Origin of the sequence: Cupriavidus phytorum (assembly GCF_003254285.1) — a bacterium.
Taxonomy (GTDB): domain Bacteria; phylum Pseudomonadota; class Gammaproteobacteria; order Burkholderiales; family Burkholderiaceae; genus Cupriavidus; species Cupriavidus phytorum.
Map to the genome: position 1 here is coordinate 12,481 of NZ_QKZN01000007.1, position 17,757 is coordinate 30,237.

Here is a 17,757-nt window from a genome sequence, read left to right on the forward strand (position 1 = left end):
ACCGGGGGACAAAATGGACGCCAGGATTCAGCGCAGGCTGAGGGCCTGCATCGGCGCCATGGTGCTGGCGCCAGCGGGAGTGGCGCTCGGCGCCATGGAGGATGCGCTGCTAAGCGCGGAACCGGTGGGGGCGGCGGCCCGGGGCTATTACGCCGAACCGGCGTACGACATGGGCACCCATTACCAGGGCGGCCATCTGCGGCTCGGCTACAAGCTGTCGCCAGACTGGTCGCTGGAAGCAGGCTACTGGCGCCGCCACCTCAGCCACGGCGACGACTCCGCCGGCATTGACAGCTGGCTGGCGTCGACCAGCTATGGCCTGCTCACGACGCCGGACGCTGGCCGCAAGCTCACGTTGCGCCTGTCGGCCTGGGGCAACTACACCGGCAGCCTGCGCAAATCCGGCGCCATGCCGGGCAACAAGCTCGCCGACTACAGCATCGCCCATCCGAACGACACGCAGGTGCAGGCCGATCTGGTCTACACCGGTCAGCCGTGGCCGGGCCAGTCCCTGACCGGCTTTATCAGTGGCGGCTATAGCTGGGTCCGGGCTGGCGATATCCAGGGCACGCTCAAGCAAGGCTCCTGCCTGTACAACGTCAGGGTCGGTGCCGACAACATGGCGACCGGAACGCTGGCGGCGCCATGCCGCGTGGGCCGCGCCACCGTGTCCAGCGGCGGCTTCCGCCTCAATGCCGCCGATGTCGGCGTCGACGCCGGCAACAGTTTCAATGACAGCGGCGCATTCGTCGGCGCGGGCGGCTCATGGCGCTGGGGCCTGGGCGCATGGAGCCTGACCGCGGGCTACCACGTCCAGTACTTCTTCCGGGAACTGGACAATCGCTACATGGCCTATGGCTCGGCCAAGACTCAGTTCAACCAGACCGTGCTGCTGCAGGCGTCTTACGCGATCAACCGGCACGTCGACGTCTTCGTGCGCGGACAAGGGGCGCAGAACAGCCTGATGGGTTATGTGCCGCTGCTGTACAACCCGGTCACCGCGAGCCGGCTTGACCGGACCTATGGGTTGTTCTCGATCGGCCTGCGGATCAGCGGGTTCTAGCCGCCGAAGGATCGCGGGTCAGCGGCGTTGCAGCCTGACGCGCACCCCGTTGCCCGAACGGATCGTTACGCGCCCCACCACCTTCGGCACGTGTCCCGGATCGGCTTCGACGCGATACCGGCGAACGATGCTGGCGAGTATCAGCACGGCCTCCTGCGTTGCATAGGCAGCGCCGATGCATACGCGCGGCCCCTTGCTGAACGGGATATACGCGCACTTCGACGACTCCTTGCCGGCCGGCGTGTCGAAACGATCCGGATCGAACTCGTCCGGCCGCTCCCACAACGTGCGGTGCCGATGCAGCAGCCACGGCGAAATCAGGATCGGCGAGCCTTCCTTGACCGACTTGTCGCGGATGCACTGCGTCTGCGCGGCCTCGCGCACGAAGAACCCCACCGGCGGGTACAGGCGCAGTGTTTCGCGGAAGACGTTGCCCACGGTCGGCAGGCTCTTGATATCGCTCAGCTCGAAATCCCGTTCCCCTACCGCGGCCTGGATCTCCGCCAGCATCTGGTCCTGCAGGTGCGGGCATTGCGAAATCAGGTAAAGCGCCCACGTCAGCGCGCTGGCCGAAGTCTCATGCCCGGCCAGGAACAGCATGCAGACCTGGTCCACCAGTTCTTCATAGGTAAACCGATCGCCGCTGACCGGATCGACAGCATCCATCATGGCAGCCAGGATGTCCTGCCTTGCGCTGCCCTGCCCGCTGTCGCGCTCCGCCATCCGCCGCGCGATGATTCCCGACAGGATCGACCGGATCTTCTTTGCCGCGCGCTTGCTGGCCCAGGCCGAATACACCGGCGGCAACCGGTAGATCATCAGGATCATCGCCCGTTGCGCGTGATGCTGGAATTCCAGGAAGGCGTCGTAGATCTCCTTCGCCGCGGACTCCTCCAGGGTTTCCGACAAGATGGTGCGGAAGATGATGTCCGCCGTCACGTAGGTCATCTCGCCGTCGACCTCGTACGAACGCCCGTCCGCCACCTCATCCAGGCGTTGCGTCATGCCCGCCACCGAATCGGCCATCAGCGCGAACACCAGCCTGAGCCGCGCCTGCGCGAACGCTGGCTCCACCAGCCTGCGCTGCCGCTCCCACAGGTCTCCGTTAGTGGTGAAGATGCTGGTGCCCAGCAGCGGCTCCAGCATCCGGTGCATCAGCTTGTGCTTGGGATACGCATGCGCATCCCCCAGGATCCGGCGCACCCAGTCGGCATCGTTCACCATGAAGATGTCCATGCCGGGCTGCGAGATCTTGCCCATCTTCATCGAATAGCTGCGCTCGAACAGCACATCGATCCAGGAATTCCAGCCACGCAGGAAGCGCAACAGGAACGAACTCTTGCGCACATGCGGCCTGGGGTACGGGGGCTGGAAATTCATGGGGGCGAACGGCGGGTATCAGAAAGGCTGGATGCGGCGCGGACCGGCCGTCATCCGGAAATAGTCATACTCGTTAGGCAAGGCGCTTGCCATCAGGTACTGGAAATGCAGGCGCTGCTTGCTGCGCTTCATGCGCGCGTATTCCTGCTTGCCGAACATGCGGAACGGGCGCACCACCTGCGCGGTCGGCCGGCCCGCGGCCACGCCGGCAATGCCCGAGATATCGAGCGGATTGGCCTGCGAGAAACACAGCGAATCGGCACGGGCGTTCATGTCCAGCCACTGCATCTCCTGCTCTGCCGACAGGCGCTGCAGATCACGGCGGAACGCAGTGGCCGACGGCATCAGGCTCAAAAGCGGAATGCATTGCCCCAGCGTCACCAGCGTCAGGCCGCGGCGCTGCGCCGGCGTCAGCGCATCCGCCAGGCGCGCCGCCAGCGACACGCCGACGATCGAGCCGACGCTATGGCCCACCACCAGCGCCTCATCGCAGGGCGATGCCTCCAGGTCACGGCGGATCCAGTCCGCAAACGCTTCGATGCGCTGGCGGACATCCTCGGGCTCGCGCTCGCCCCACGCCTGCACGAAACGGTAGATCCGCAGCAGCCAGAACACCGCCAGGCGGTTCGCCAGCGCAACCCCGCCGCCGAACAGCACGGCGCCGGCGGCCATCCCGCCCGCCACCGCCAGCCATCCAGGCACTCCCACCGCTGACAGCGCCGCCGAAGCGCCAATCCCGATACCGAGCGACAGCATCAGCAGCAGCGCCAGATAAACCAGCGGATACAACGCACTGAAGAACGGCCCGCGGAAGGTCTTGCTGAGGCGGCCGAACGCGCCGCAACCGATGTAGCGCGCATAGCTGGCGAGCGTCGACCACACCAGCCGCGGCAGGCTCGGCTCCCAGTGCCGACGCACCAGGTCGTCCCAATGCAGGAACTGGTACTCCGTGGAAACCGAATGGCCATCCCATTCGCTATCGATGTTCCAGGCGCTGACATGCTCCCCCAGCCGCGAGCGGCCTCCCACGGCGACCGAGCCGCCATGATGGACCGCCTGCTTCACCGACTCTTCGCGATACAGGCGGTGATAGAACGCCGCGCCACGCGGATCGAAGCCGCTGACGTAATAGACCTTGCGGCGCCTTACGAGGCCAGGAGCGGCCTGCGCCGATGTTTCCTGAACGGCTGCGCTCATCATTGCGTCCGGTGGTGCAGCTTCTTTTTCAGTACCAGATCGACGATCGGCTGTTCACGCTTGTTGGCGCGCCGGCAGTGGTCCTGCTGGAACTTGTCGGTAAACCAGATGATGGACCGCGCCCACCAGCGATGCTGTTCGCGCCAGGCGTGCGAAGACACCGACTCCCACGCGTAGCCATTAAAGAGCGTCGCATTGACGAAATGATCGAGTGCCCGCACCCCTGCCCGGCCGCGCTCGGTCTTGCCGAAAAAACCGATATAGACGATCAGGAGGTATCCGAGGACGGCCAACGGGACGATAAAGATCATCAGCAGGAAGCCGGCGATGCGTTCTCTCATGGCGGGGGCGAAGAATGGGGGCTGGGGGCGCAGCGGGGGTAATGCGGTTGGACCGGCTAGCCGGTAACGCTAAGGGCGCCAAGGCGCCCGACAGTATAGCGGCAGATCAAACCTGGGACAGCCGGATAGCGTCCGACCGGACCGGCTCGGCAATGCTACCGTCTTGACTGTTGTAGTTTTGAAACAATATCCAATCGGCGCCCAAAAGCAGCTTTCCGGGCGCGAATAAGACAGGGATTCACTGCTACGCAGATTTGGCTGACATCCGGGTTTCCTCCAATTTATGACCGGCATGCGCGAGCCGTTGAATAGAACACGGAGCTGAACGCTCGACAAAGGACTCGCATGCTGGTTCTCAGCCTTGTTCTATTTGCAGTGATTGGCCTTGCCGCCTTCGTGATGGAATCGGCTGCGCAAGACTGGCGCGACGAACACGTATGACGGAGGCAAGGAAATGACTCTGTCATGCGCAGCATCAGCCGGACCCACCGGCCCTATCGATCATCCAACCAGCAGCGCAGCCAGTACGCTAACGGTTGCGTTGATATCCCAGACCCGACCACTATAGGCATCGGCGGTGACGAGACCGGCGACAAACAGCAGTCGCGCCAGTTTCCGCCTTTGCAGATTCTTGCGACGCTGCTCCGGAACGGGCACCAGCATGTCGTCGGCATAGAACGACGAGTTGATCTGCGACACCCGCACCAGGTAGTTGCGAAAGCGCGAATAGACCCGCATGTCGACGGCGCCGGGATCATTCCAGAAGGCATCCAGCGACCCTTGGTAAGTCAGGCCGGGCTTGGCGTAGAAGCAGCGGCCGAGCGCAATGACGGGGACACGGTGAAACAAGGCCTGCAAACCGGTCGTGGAGTTCACCGTCACCAACCCCATGCATCGGTGCAGCAGCGATGGCAGGTGGGCATCGTGAATATAGACGATGCGGCCGCTGGCACCGAAGCGTGCGGCGCATGCCTCAATAAAGGCTGCGTAGTCGGTATGACCCCGATCCATCGGATGGTGCTTGAACACCAGCACGCTGTCGGCCGGCGCATGCTCCGCAAAGGAATGCGCGGTCCACTCGATGAAATCCTCGATCCGGCGCCAGGGGCTATGCACCCGAATCTGGCTGTCGTTGTACACCTGAAGCGGAGCCAGGAAAAAGTGTGGATGCTCGTTCGCCAGCAACTGCTCGCGCAGCGAGCGCTCCTGCCAGCGATATACCTGCTTGCGGTATGCCGCACGTATCCATTGCCCCAGTTCATGCACGCCGAACGGCTTGTGATGCTGGTAATGCGGATAGCGGCGCGCACCGACCATGCCGCCGGCAAAGTACCAGAACGAGTACAGCGCCATCTTGCGGAACGCATGGCGGAACTTGCGGGGCTTCGGCGGCACCGTGGCCTTCGGAATCTCCGGCATCCCAAGCGGTGCAAGCGGCGAATCGGCATTCACGCCGCCGCACTCCAGCGTGATGTAGTCGGGGCGCACGTAGCCTTCTTCGAACGCCCAGAATGCAATGCCCAGAGCCTCGGCCACCCGCGCGGCAATGCGGTGGTGGCGGCGGCTGGTGCCGAATACCACGATGGCGTCGATACGGCGTTCCGCAACCAGGATACGGAGCATGGCTTCCCACAGCACCATCGGCTGCACGAACCTGACAATGTCACCGCGGCGATAGAAAGCATCATCGCCGCCATTGAAATTGACTTTGGTGACCTGGCAGCCTTTGGCTGTAAGCAGGTCGCGCAGGCGCGCGAAGAACGGGCCATTCGGTCCTTGCAGCAGCAGGATGCGGCGATGTCTGGCGATCTGTTCCAGGCTGGCGGGCTCCGTCGTGGCAGGCCCTGCAGCGTCGTGCGGAGTGGCCCCTCCGCTTCCCTGCGACAGACTGGGGATGTCGATACTTCCGGATGGCTTCCTGAACGACAACATTTCCTCGACCCTCGTGCTGCTCTTGTATTCTGTTATTTGTGATTCTGTCTTTGTCCTGCAGCGTCTTATTGCTCTGGCGCAGATACCCGTCGATGCGCCGTGCAATGCTGTGGATTCGCCATGCCGGCAGTATCGGCTCCCCAGGGCCTTCGACTGTCTCGCCCGGCGGCGCCGTCACGCCAGCGGATCCATGGCCGCAGCAGCGACTGGATCAAATGGCGCCGGAGTCCCGAGGCACGGGCTGGCGCCTCATCGCGCCACGACAAGATGTGGTCCACCACAATTTCCGGCGTCGCGAATCCATACTTGCCATCGCGCAAGACATAGCGCGGATACAGGATCAGCGCACCCGCAACGAGCATGTCGAGCGAAAGACGACGATGCCGACGCGGCATTTCGCAGCGGTCGTCCGTAAGGCCCCATCCGGCATAGAACGGCGCGCCGTGCGTCGTGACAGGCTTGCCACGAAGCAGGGCCTCGAACCCGGCAAGCGAGGTCAGGACATGGACGCCATCGACAGCGGCAATAAGCCGGTCCATCGGACAGTCCGTCACCAGTTCATCGCACAGCGCGGCAAGCGCTTTTTCCTCGTCGCGATTGCCTCGCAATCCGCTCATGACATCGGGATGGGGCTTGTAGACCAGATACGCGTCAGGTGCCTCGGCGCGCACCGCCTCGAGCAGCGCGCGGTTGGTGCGGATGCCAGGTGCCCCGAAACGCAGCGACGCATCCGCCTCCACCTGGCCGACTACCAAAATCACCCGGCCAACGCCTGTGGGCCGGGTCCAGTTGCCTGACCCGACGTTGTACTTGGTGAGCCCGGCACGGATGATGGATTCGCGCAGTTGCGCTGCGCGCGCAAGAGTAGCGACGCCGAATTCGGCATTCGCCAACAGTCGCTCCAGGTCGGACTCGGAGGTCGCGTCGTAATAGATGCCGGAACGATCAAACACCCACGACAGCGGACGGACCAGTTGCGCGCCCAGGCCGACGGAACGCAAAAAGCCATCCTCCACCGTGATCACCGCCAGATCGGGTCGCACCGTTGCGTCGACACTCTGGCCCCAGCGCAGCAACGACGCGCCCTGCGGTACAGATCGCAGACCGCGATGGAAAATTACCTCGTGACCTTGCAGGAAGTCTTTCAGGATTTTCCGCTTCCAGCGGGAAAAGCCAATTGCATGCAGGCGCCGCGGAAACTGCTGAGCCATCTGGCGCTGCAGTGCCAGGTAGTCGATGGCGTCTTCTACCTCGCAACGGCTTCCGGTATGTGGCTGGACGTAGCGCGTGTAGCGGACCAGCGCGGCAAATGCCAGTTGCTCCACCGAAACGGGATGCCGCCGCGCCGGGGCCGGCAATGCATCAATCGTCAGGCCCCATCCGGCATAGAAAGGCATGCCAAAGGTATGAACCGTCTTGCCATGCAGGAGCGCTTCGAAGCCGACCTGCGAGGTAACGGCGAAGACGGCCCGCGCGCCGCGGATCAGCGGCACCACGTGGACGTCGTCCTGGATCCGCTCCACGCGCGGATAGCCGCCGTGGTCCAGGATCTGCCCGAGATAACCACGTTTGCGTCCGAGCGCGACCTCTGGGTGCTCCTTGACCAGGATCGTGCAATCCGGATATGCCTGCAACGCTGACTCGAGCATGCGGCGGAAACTGTCGCCGTCTGCCAGGCCAAACTGCACCGAGGCATCGTTCGCGGTCTGGTCAACCACAAGCACGTATGGCTGTGCCGGCAGCGATGCCGGCGCCGGCGCATAGTTGTACTTGGAGATCCCCGCGTCTCGCCAGCGTTCGATCAGTTGCCAGGCCCTTGCCTGCTCGGACGGCAGCAACGGCGTGGAAATCAGCTCGTCCAGCCGGGAAGGCTGCGATGCGTCGTAATAGATGCCGCGATCATCGACTACCAGCGAACAAGTCGGGGACGACGCTCCGGGGTACAGCGAGCGCAGAAAGCCGTCTTCGAGACACAGGAAGCGCTCGATGCCACGGGAATTCGCGAACGCCCGGGCCTTGCGGGCGGTAGGCCGCCGCCCCCATGCGGCAACGGCGGACAGCGGCACCGCTGCGCCTCGCAACGGATGCACCGGGGCCACCGGCTCGCCCAGGAAGGCGGACAGGTGTTCAATTCGGCGAATGCCGTGGGAAAGAACGCCGATCGCGCCCTCAGACGGCAGGCTCATCACTTCCCAGATCGTGGATTTGCAGGATGCCGACGACCCGATCCGACTCGTCTTTCACCACCAGTGCGCCGATCCTGGCGGCATGGATCCGCGCTTCCGCATCGGCAAAGCGTTCGCCCGGCGATGCGGTCTTCGGATCGGTGGACATGATGTGCCTGGCCATGATCGCCTTGTAATCGCGGTCGGAGTCGAACGCGCGGCGCACGTCGCCATCCGTGATTACCCCCTGCAGTTGCTCGCCTTCCATCACCAGCGCCATGCCGAGGCGGCCGCGGTTGATGACATGCACTACATCGCGGAACGATGCGTCCGGGCGACAAACCGGCAGGTTCTCCTTGTGCATGACATCCGTCACGCGGGTCAGCAGTTTCCGGCCCAGGCTGCCGCCCGGGTGGAATCGCGCGAAATCCTCCGGCTGGAAACCCCGCTTGACCGAAAGGACCACAGCCAGCGCATCGCCCATTACCAGCGTGGCGGTGGTGGAACTGGTCGGTGCCAGGTTGTTATTGCAGGCTTCGCGTTCGACCGAGATGTCCAGCACCACATCCGCATGCCGCGCCAGCGTCGAATGCACCTTCCCGGTCATCGCGATGACCGGATTCTGCTGATGCTCGAGAAACGGCAGGATCCGGATCAGTTCTTCCGTTTCCCCGCTGTTCGAGATCATCAGCACGACATCAATCGGCTTGATCATGCCGAGATCGCCATGGAAGGCTTCGCCCGGATGCACGGAAAACGCCGGTGTACCGGTCGAAGCCATGGTTGCGGCGATCTTCTTGCCGATCAGCCCGGACTTGCCCATGCCGACCACAACCACCCGGCCGCGCGCGCCCAAAATGATCTCGACTGCCCTTTCGAATCCGGCATCGATCCGGCCCGACATGCGGTCCAGCGCCTGGATCTCGGTGGCAACGACGTTGCGTGCCAATGCAATGACTTCAGTCATCGTTCTCTCACATCCCTTACTTGCTATACGTGCCGGTCATTGCCCACCGGTGACCCCAAACTGCTATTCGATATGAAGCGGCGCGAACGACTTCACCAGATCGTCCACTGCCTTAACCTGCGCCAGAAATGGCTCGAGCTTGTCCAGCGGCAAGGCACTCGGTCCATCGCACTTGGCGTTGGCAGGGTCCGGATGCGCCTCGAGGAAGAGGCCGGCCAGGCCGACCGCCATGCCCGAACGAGCAAGTTCAACGACTTGCTGGCGCCTGCCACCCGACGCGGCGCCACTAGGATCGCGCTGCTGCAAGGCATGCGTGACGTCGAAAATGATCGGCATGTCGTTGGTGACCCGCTTCATCACGCCGAAACCGAGCATGTCGACGACGAGGTTGTCGTAGCCAAAGCAGGTTCCGCGATCGCAAAGGATCAGTTGATCGTTGCCCGCCTCTTTGAACTTTTCGACGATGTTGGCGACCTGCGTCGGGCTAAGGAATTGAGGCTTCTTGATGTTGACGGGCTTGCCGGTTTTCGCCAAAGCGACAACGAGGTCGGTTTGGCGGGCCAGGAATGCGGGTAGTTGGAGGACGTCGACGACCTCGGCAACCAATGGGGCTTGCCAAGGCTCGTGGACATCCGTGATCACGGGTACGCCAAACTTCGCTTTCACTGCTTCGAAAATCTTCAGTCCTTCATCCAGACCAGGTCCCCGGTAGGAGTGAATAGAAGAACGGTTTGCTTTATCGAAACTTGCCTTGAAGACGTAGGGTATGCCGAGCTTTTGAGTAACACGGATGTACTCCTCGCATGAAACAACAGCGAGATCCAGTGACTCAAGCACATTCACGCCCCCAAAAAGAACAAAAGGGCCCGAATTATTCGCCTCAATATTTTCGGCAATATCGATTACCATCCCACATTCACCCGATAACTAATTTTAAATAACCTGGTTACACCAACCACCCGCAACACAGGACGAAAACTAGACCCCCACCCACCCTTTACAACCACTCTAACAAACCAACCATAACCCATTACTTCACAATCGTAGCAGCTTGTTTATTTCGCCAAAATATTTTCAACGGCCTAAGCGCTGCGATTCGCGAATCCCGAAAAAACGCATGTGGATCTCGTCGCAGCTTTGCCAATTTTGCGGCACGCCTTTCCCTTTCGCTCAAATTAGTTTTACGATTAACAATAACAGCCTTTGATATAGCAATTGCTCTATCCTTATTTTCTATTTTAGACACAGCAGATGGCGCAATCTTGGAGGCTGGAGTATGAGCAATTGAAACTGGTGCCGCTTTCGAAATTTTCCGTCTCTTTTCGTGCAGGAATAGCTGATACCGCTCGAAAATCGGCGCCGACGTTGAAATCATGGGATAGTGGTCCCAGTCATAGGAAATTTCCTTTACCCCCGGCACTCTCAACTTATAGAAATCCAGCGCCACGGTCAAATTTCTCATTGATCCGTCTCGCTCTTTTCGCAACGCCGTTCGAGGAACACCAAATGAGTAGAATTTAAAAACCAAATAATAAAGAAATCTATAAGCCAACTCCATATTCACCGAAGACTCTAGCGTGACATCAGAGAAAAATCCGTCAACATCCAGTGACGCAATTTCTCTATTGACACCAGGAATAGAATAAAAGGCTTTTCCGAAGATGTAGCAGGGTTTGCCCATAGCCATGGCATAGAGCCCAACGCCGGAATTTATCAATGCAACTCTATCCGACAGTTCTAGCAAATCCAAAAAGTTAGTTTCATTCGGCACATATAATGCGTTCTTTAACTCCGGCGCTTCCGTCTCTAATGGGTGCTTTTTACACAGAACGACCCATCCAGCGCGTTTCAACAGACCCGCAGCTTCATCGATGAACTCGATAAATGCGTCATATGACGGCAAATTTCCCCTCAAGTGTTGAATCACCGTATCACTGGGTCGCTGTAAGGGGACGAACAGTACCTTCTTGCCACCAATACCCAAACGACTGCCTAGCCCTTCCCCGCCAAGTCGGGAGCCTTGACTTTCAAGTGCGGGCGCATCAGTTAGGAGACGCTCAACATATGCCTTAATTGATTCAGACTCATGCTCGGTAAGTGCCATGTCCCACAGTTCCCGCCGATAACTTTCGGAGTCTGCATTGAACCCACGGGGATCAAGAAACCAGCTATCCGGAAATGCACCGCGCTCAAACACAAGGTATGGGAAGTCGTTGCGACGGCACCACTCATAGGCTTGTAGTCGCGCTGGGTTCCCGTACGGGTTGGCAAACAATACTGAGCCGATTCCGTGACCCTCAATTAACTTCTTAAAAGCGACTTCATCGACCAACCCATCTTGATCGATAAGGTCGTATTCGCTCATATACATCAACTGACCCAGAAGCGGAATTATATCCTTTAATACTCTAGCCGCATTAGTATTCTGCTTGCCAAAGAAAAGCACTTTTTTGGACAGCGCGGATGAATCAATTATCGGCTCCGGGTGAAATCTCGTTTTATCAAAATCCTTAAAGAAGTCTAACCAGATCTCTCTATTTTCGGCCATCCTACCGTAAAATGAACTGCTTTTCGGTCGCGGATGCCAGAGATGAAAAACCATGAGATTTGCGAGCAGCGCCGGGCGCCCAAACAATGAAAATTGAGATCGGAATCCTCGATATGTAGCGATATCCCAACTTTTTGAATCATGATAATAATCATCCGGTCGAGGTATCTGACCCAACTCACTACTAAGCCGGTGATACAACTCAAAGTCTTCATAGCCATGGCCTCTAAATTCTGGGCGATGGCCTCCAACCGACAGGTAATGAAGTCGGTCGACGATCATCACCGAGGAACATGGCGCTAGATTCTGTACTGCTCCAGAATCACCATGCATCCATCGCAGATAGAAATCTAGTGCCCTAACATTAGGGTCAGATGCCTCAAATTCCTCCGTACCGTCAGCAGTGAGATAAAGGCAAGGGATCGCGAGAAATCTTTTTTTATATTTTGAAATGCCATAACTTTTCATTAGGATAAGCAGGCGATCCCAGAAATCAGCAGCAACTCTAAGATCTACGTCCAAAAAAGTTATTGCCCTTCCTTCCGCGAAAGATGCACCATAATCTCGCGCCGCCCCAATGGAAAAGACCGATCCCTCACTATCGTGATATAGATATCGGATTCCGTGACGTTTGCAGATAATGTGGCACGGATCGCGATACTCGATCGGGGAGCCCGAATCAACGACCATGAATTCAACATCATCACGCCGTTTGAAGGACGAACATTGATCTTCTAATCTTGCCATAAGATATGGCAACTTTGGATCAGCGCGAAATGGAATAATTACAGTAAGTAAAGGCCTCGTTTCCCGAACACGCATCATTTTATTTTTCATTTTCGAAATTTACTTAAAAACTATCAATCAATTTTTTGTCACTGCAAATCTTGATGTTTTACAATCCCAAAACAACCTTCGCACTAATCGCAATCTGATAAAGAATCTGAAACACATCCTTAGCAAACTGCCGCGTTTTGAAATCAACCTTCGGCAACACCATAATCTCGTCGCCCGCCTTCACCGCGTCATCCTTCTTGCCATCCGAGAAGCTACCGTCCCGATGCGCAATGATGATTCGCGACGTATCCGCGTTCTGCGAAAAGCCGCCGGCCTGCTGGATAAAGTCATCCAGGTCCAGACTCTTGTCATAGGCGACAGCATTGGGGAACAGCACTTCCCCGCTGACCAGGACGAGTCCGTCCTTGACCGGCACACGCAGGATGTCGCCGTTCTCCAGCAGCAAGTCATTGCGCGTGGTCGATTTCGCGATCAGCGTCTGACCTGACGGCTCGATCTTCTTGGCGCGTTCCACCCACTGCAGCACCAGAGCGGCTTCTTCCTTGCGGAGCTGGGCCTCTTCCGCCGTACCGGAGCGCGCGGTCAGCACGCTTGATTCCAGGCTCTTGAGCGTGGTCCCCAGCAGCGTCTTCTGGCGCGCCTTCACGCTCTGCCGGAATAGCTGGATGCTTTCGCTATCAGACTCCTGTGTGAAATGCACCTGACTGAGCAGCTGACCCATGCGGCTGCCATACGGCAGCACGTATTCCTGCGGGCCGGTGTGCTCGCCCTCGACTCGGACGGTGATGGTGCCGGGCCGCTTGTCGGCGGTGAACTCGATTTCGTCGCCGTTGCGTAGGTCGATCTGGTTGCCCTGCGAAATCGGGAAGTACTCGACATTGCGCACCGTGCCGGTATTGCGCACCACGCGGACGTTGGTGGCTTCGGGCAGCGGTTTGGCCAGCCGCACGATCTGGTCAAGCCGGGCCTGCTCGCCCAGGAATTCGAAGCGCTTGGCGTTTTCGGCCAGGCCACTGACCTTGACGGTCTTTTTGCGCGACTGGACGAAGATGACGTCGCCGTTGTTCAGCTGCCGCGAGGTCAGGTCGCCCTTGAGCAGGAAGTCATAGAGATTGACGACTTCCAGCGTCTGATTGCCGCGCTTGATCGCAACGTCCAGGAAGGAGCCGCGGTCGGGGTCGATGCCGCCGGCCTGGTCGAGGTAGCGCAACACGCTGTCGCTGGAGGTGCCGTCGTACATGCCGGGGCGGCGCACCGCGCCGGTAACGTAGACGCGCACCGGCTGCGCGGCCAGCAGGCTGGCGTAGATCGACACCTTGCTGGCAAAGACACGCCGCAGTGCATTGCCGACGGCGGTCTGCAGATTGCCGTTGGTGATGCCCTGCACACGGAACGGCCCGATTTCCGGCAAAACAATGTTGCCGCCGGCGTCAACGGTCAATACGGTGTCGACGTTGTATCCGTTCCAGATGCGCAGCTGGATGCGGTCACCAACGGAGATGACATGGCTGGGATTGAAGACGGAAGCACTGTCGCGGCTGAATGCGCCGGTGAACAGCTGCGCGCCAAAGGCGTCGCTGGCCATGTTGGCGGTGTAGTCGTTGTTCTGCGGCGCGCTGTCTGGCAGCGGCGTGTCGGCACGTGCCGGGATGGTGGCAAGGCCGCCGATCGCGCCGGGATTGCCGACCACTGCGCCACTCGGAGTGGTAGCGCCCTGCGCAGCCAGCGCGGCGTATTCCATCTGGCCGACGGCCGACGATTGCGGCAGTCGCATGCCGCCCTGGGCATGCGCGCCGTGGGCGCCGGCCAGGCTGGCCGCGGCGACCGCGATAGCAAGGATTCTTCGAAGCATGGATCAGTCTCGGTGGTCGCGGATGATTGCGCTGAGCAGTTGCACGACGCCTGCCAGCATCAGCGTCATCAGGACGAACACCACGATGTTGTAGATTCGCCGGGGCTGGAGCGGATACTCCGGCCGGGTCGGGCTTTGCACGACCGCTACGTTCTTGAGCTTGCGCGTGGCCTCGATGCGGGCCTTCTCCAGTGCGCCGATCGCGGTCTTGTAGATGTCGAAGGCAAATTCGGCGGCGGCCTGCAGGCGGTCGTGTTCTTCCACCACGCGGTTCAGGCCGCGGCCCTTGGTCGAGACCATGCGGCCGCGCTGCTCCGCCATCTGGCGTTCGACCGCGGCGATCTGTGCGTCGATCTGCTGGATCGCCGGCGACTGCGGTGTGAAAACGTCCTTGAGCGAGTTGCGCTTGACGTGCAGTTCGGCCAGGGTGGCCTCGGCGTTCGCGACCACGGTGGACAGGCTTTCCACCTCGCCGCGCGGCGACACCAGGCCATTGGCGTTCTGGTAGGCCACCAGCGCCTGGCGCGCTGCCTTCAGGCGTTCGCCCTGGTCGTGTACCTGTTTCTCGATATAGACGACCTGCTCGCTGGCGATGCGGTGCGTCATCTCGTTCATGAAGCGTTCGCCGTCGGCGACCAACTCCTGCGCGATCGCATGCGCCATCTCCGAGGTGTAGCCCTGCACCCGGATCACGAGGACGCGCGCAAAGTCGTCGTATTCGACGCTGACGCGTTTCAGGTAGTAATCATGGAAGCGTTCGAGCGAAGCATCCTCGAACCACAAGCGCGACAGCGGATCCCGGCCGCTGTCGGCGTAGTGCTTGCGCAGCCCGAGCTTGGCGTCGAGCTTCTTGAGCATGTCGGCCGACAGCAGGTACTCGCGCAGCAGCAGCAAGTCCTGAGGGGCAGTATTGCCGACCAGCAACGAGGTGAAGTCCGCGGCGCTGGCGCCCACGCCATCGCTGCGCTCCACCACCACGCGCGCTTCCGACACATACAGGTCGGACGCAATCACGCTCCAGTACACCACGGCAAGCAGGCACGCGGCCACGGCGACTTGCCAGATCCGGTTCAGGGTGTTCACTCGTGTCAGGCGCCCGATCTGCCCCGCGGCGCCCGACGTAATGGTCTTCATCATGCTGGAATGCTGTCCCTGTACGCGTGCAGGGCCTCTTCAACGGAATCGAACCAGTGCGCCTGGCCCTGATGCAGCCAGACTGCCGACTGGCAGAAATTTTTAAGGGTGGATTCGCTGTGCGAGACCATCACCAGGCCTGCACGGCCGGCGAGGTCTTCGAAGGCTTTCTGCGACTTGCGCTTGAACGCTGCGTCGCCGACGGCCGTCAGTTCATCCACAAGATAGGTATCGAAATCGAAGGCGAGCGACATGGCGAATGCCAGCCGCGAGCGCATGCCCGACGAATAGGTCTTGACCGGATCCTCGAAGGCGTCGTGCAGCTCCGAGAACTCGCGCACAAATTCGAGCTTCTCCGCCAGCGCGCCGTGGATGCCGTGGATGCGGCAGACGAACTTGGTGTTCTGGCGCCCACTCAACGAACCCTGGAATCCCCCGCTCAGGCCCAGGGGCCAAGACACCCGGCAGTTGCGGACGATGCTGCCGCGGTTGGGCTGGTCGATGCCGCCCACCAGCCGCAGCAGGGTCGACTTGCCCGCGCCATTCGCGCCGATCAGTGCCACGCGGCTCTTCTGCGGAATCCGGAGCGTCACGCCCTGCAGCACCCACTTCGAGCCGTGGGTGGTGCGGTAGCGCTTGTGGACATCGGTGATCTCGATCATTGCGCGGTCAGCCGGGTTGCGTACCGCATATGCATGGCCAGGCCAAGGAACACCGTGGCCAGCGCACAGAAAGCCAGATAGCCCAGGCTGATATGCGCTTCGCCGTGGTAGGCGGCAAACCAGCCGCTGCGCATCGCTTCGAGGCCATGTGTGATCGGATTGACCAGCACCACGTTGCGCATGCCCCGCGGCATAGTCGAGACCGAATACATGACCGCAGAGAGGAAATAGAGGGGCGTGAATACCAGACGTATGAGCTTGCCGAGGTTGGGCAGCAGCGTGCCTACGACCGAGAACATCAGGCCGAGCCCCAGTCCAAACACCCACAGCAGGAATGCCGACCACATGACGAGCAACGGATCGGCGGGCCGCACATCGATGCCCAGCAGCGCCAGCGCGGCGAGCAGCACGGCGCCAACGATGACATGCAGGAAGGCCTCGACCGTGGCGCGTACCAGCACCGTGTCGACCGGCTGTACCTGGCGGTACGAGAACAAGGCCTGATTGGCGTTGATGGCTTCCATGCCCCGTTGCGCGATATTGCGCACGAGGAAGAATCCCCACACCCCAACGAGGATGAACACTTCGATGTTGGAATCCTGCCGGACCTGATGCCTGATCACGCCGAACACGACCATCAGGAAAATGATGTGCGCCGCCGGTTCAAGCAGGATCCAGATCCAGGCCGCGCGCGCGCCAGCCAGGCGAGCGCTGGCCTCGCGCAGGAACAGTGCTCGCCATACGGAAACTGCGATGGAGACGTCCGACCGGACCGATGTCCGGCTCATTGCAGGCGGTCGCGACTATCTGAGATGACGACGCAAAAGTCGACCACGCTGCCCATGGCAACCGTCCGGCGCCCGAAGCCGCCCTGGGCCGACCCTGGCATGACCCGACCAAGTTTTCCCGCCATGGCGCGGGCCTGGTGCAGACACATGCCCGCCCCCAAGCTCCCTGCCACCGCGCGCTCAACGCTTTCCCGAACCGCTGCGCTCATTATCCGCTTCTGTTTTTTTGCTGACGCTGACCGCTTTTCTGCGACCGCTTACTTTTGCAGGGCGCAATAATAAGCGCCCGGGGCGCGGTACGCAACATCCGGTAACAAAATACAACTTCTCCCCCACAAGGGGGATGACGCCACTTGAACGGGGAGATTGTGGCTTTTGGTCGACCTTTCCACACCTAATGTGAGACCTATGGCTCACCCGCGAAGCCACGCGGCAGAAGGGTTCCGAGAACTGTGTAACAAAAAGTAGGTAAATCCCCGTTCCGTCGGAAAACCACTAACTTTGCGTCAGATCAACATTTGAAGAGGTATATCCCGCAATGTCCTTTATAAAATACATTAACAATCCAAAAAGATAATCCAGAAAATCGATAACGCTAGCTCTGAATAATTTCGGCTCGGATAATTGTGCTGCGATAGGATAATTTGTTTCTACAGAAACGATAGCCTAAGTATATTTCTTTGGCATAGGGAGCCGCGGTGAAAGAGCGGGAGCTCGTTTGGAAGGACTCAGTGGGGAGTAGCGCTAAGCCGGCGCGCAGAATGCATGCGTACCATTTGTACGAGGGCCGCATCCGGCAATGCGCCGCACTTACGCTATTGGTGACGGCGGTGAAACTAGCGCCAATTCCAATCGGATTCACATAGGCAGATGGATCCGTGCCCGAACCAGTGGCGGCCCGGTCAACGGCGGTTACCGTCTGCTGCAACA

The 17,757-nt window shown here is 60.1% G+C and carries 13 protein-coding genes; 1 reads left to right on the forward strand and 12 read right to left on the reverse strand.

Going from position 1 to position 17,757, the window contains the following annotated elements; all coding sequences use genetic code 11:
- The first annotated feature begins 13 nt into the window (after window positions 1-13).
- Window positions 14-1,063 carry a hypothetical protein gene (locus C7416_RS18355; protein WP_146604285.1) on the forward strand — a complete coding sequence of 350 codons (1,050 nt, stop codon included), beginning with the start codon at window positions 14-16 and terminating at the stop codon, window positions 1,061-1,063.
- An 18-nt stretch (window positions 1,064-1,081) separates the two neighbouring features.
- On the opposite strand, the gene C7416_RS18360 is transcribed toward C7416_RS18355, so the two are convergent.
- From C7416_RS18360 to C7416_RS18415, 12 genes are all read right to left on the reverse strand, one after another.
- On the reverse strand, window positions 1,082-2,443 hold the full coding sequence (locus C7416_RS18360; protein WP_111520264.1) for a cytochrome P450: 1,362 nt from the start codon (window positions 2,441-2,443) through the stop codon (window positions 1,082-1,084).
- An 18-nt stretch (window positions 2,444-2,461) separates the two neighbouring features.
- The gene (locus tag C7416_RS18365) at window positions 2,462-3,640 is read right to left on the reverse strand and encodes a hypothetical protein (protein ID WP_111520265.1); all 1,179 of its coding nucleotides are present in this window, start codon (window positions 3,638-3,640) and stop codon (window positions 2,462-2,464) included.
- Entirely contained in the window at window positions 3,640-3,981 is a 342-nt protein-coding gene (locus tag C7416_RS18370; protein ID WP_111520266.1) for a hypothetical protein, read from the reverse strand. The genes C7416_RS18365 and C7416_RS18370 overlap by 1 nt, the downstream gene beginning before the upstream one ends.
- A gap of 501 nt (window positions 3,982-4,482) precedes the next feature.
- On the reverse strand, window positions 4,483-5,913 hold the full coding sequence (locus tag C7416_RS18375; protein WP_240988277.1) for a capsule biosynthesis protein: 1,431 nt from the start codon (window positions 5,911-5,913) through the stop codon (window positions 4,483-4,485).
- A gap of 65 nt (window positions 5,914-5,978) precedes the next feature.
- On the reverse strand, window positions 5,979-8,099 hold the full coding sequence (locus C7416_RS18380) for a capsular polysaccharide biosynthesis protein (RefSeq protein ID WP_111520267.1): 2,121 nt from the start codon (window positions 8,097-8,099) through the stop codon (window positions 5,979-5,981).
- Window positions 8,083-9,045, reverse strand: coding sequence for a KpsF/GutQ family sugar-phosphate isomerase (locus tag C7416_RS18385; protein ID WP_111520268.1), 963 nt, complete (start codon window positions 9,043-9,045; stop codon window positions 8,083-8,085). Before C7416_RS18385 ends, C7416_RS18380 begins: the two co-directional genes overlap by 17 nt.
- Window positions 9,046-9,108: 63 nt before the next feature.
- Window positions 9,109-9,954, reverse strand: a complete 846-nt coding sequence (kdsA, locus tag C7416_RS18390) for a 3-deoxy-8-phosphooctulonate synthase (RefSeq protein ID WP_111520269.1) — start codon at window positions 9,952-9,954, stop codon at window positions 9,109-9,111.
- A 121-nt stretch (window positions 9,955-10,075) separates the two neighbouring features.
- Window positions 10,076-12,430, reverse strand: coding sequence for a capsular polysaccharide export protein, LipB/KpsS family (locus C7416_RS18395; protein ID WP_198035626.1), 2,355 nt, complete (start codon window positions 12,428-12,430; stop codon window positions 10,076-10,078).
- A 58-nt stretch (window positions 12,431-12,488) separates the two neighbouring features.
- Window positions 12,489-14,243: a polysaccharide biosynthesis/export family protein gene (locus C7416_RS18400; RefSeq protein WP_111520270.1), complete on the reverse strand. Its 1,755-nt coding sequence runs from the start codon at window positions 14,241-14,243 to the stop codon at window positions 12,489-12,491.
- 3 nt (window positions 14,244-14,246) lie between these two features.
- Window positions 14,247-15,380, reverse strand: a complete 1,134-nt coding sequence (locus tag C7416_RS18405; protein ID WP_111520271.1) for a KpsE/RkpR family capsule polysaccharide export protein — start codon at window positions 15,378-15,380, stop codon at window positions 14,247-14,249.
- The gene (locus C7416_RS18410; RefSeq protein WP_111520272.1) at window positions 15,377-16,039 is read right to left on the reverse strand and encodes an ABC transporter ATP-binding protein; all 663 of its coding nucleotides are present in this window, start codon (window positions 16,037-16,039) and stop codon (window positions 15,377-15,379) included. The genes C7416_RS18405 and C7416_RS18410 overlap by 4 nt, the downstream gene beginning before the upstream one ends.
- Window positions 16,036-16,827 carry an ABC transporter permease gene (locus C7416_RS18415; RefSeq protein WP_111520273.1) on the reverse strand — a complete coding sequence of 264 codons (792 nt, stop codon included), beginning with the start codon at window positions 16,825-16,827 and terminating at the stop codon, window positions 16,036-16,038. The genes C7416_RS18410 and C7416_RS18415 overlap by 4 nt, the downstream gene beginning before the upstream one ends.
- Window positions 16,828-17,757 lie beyond the last annotated feature (930 nt).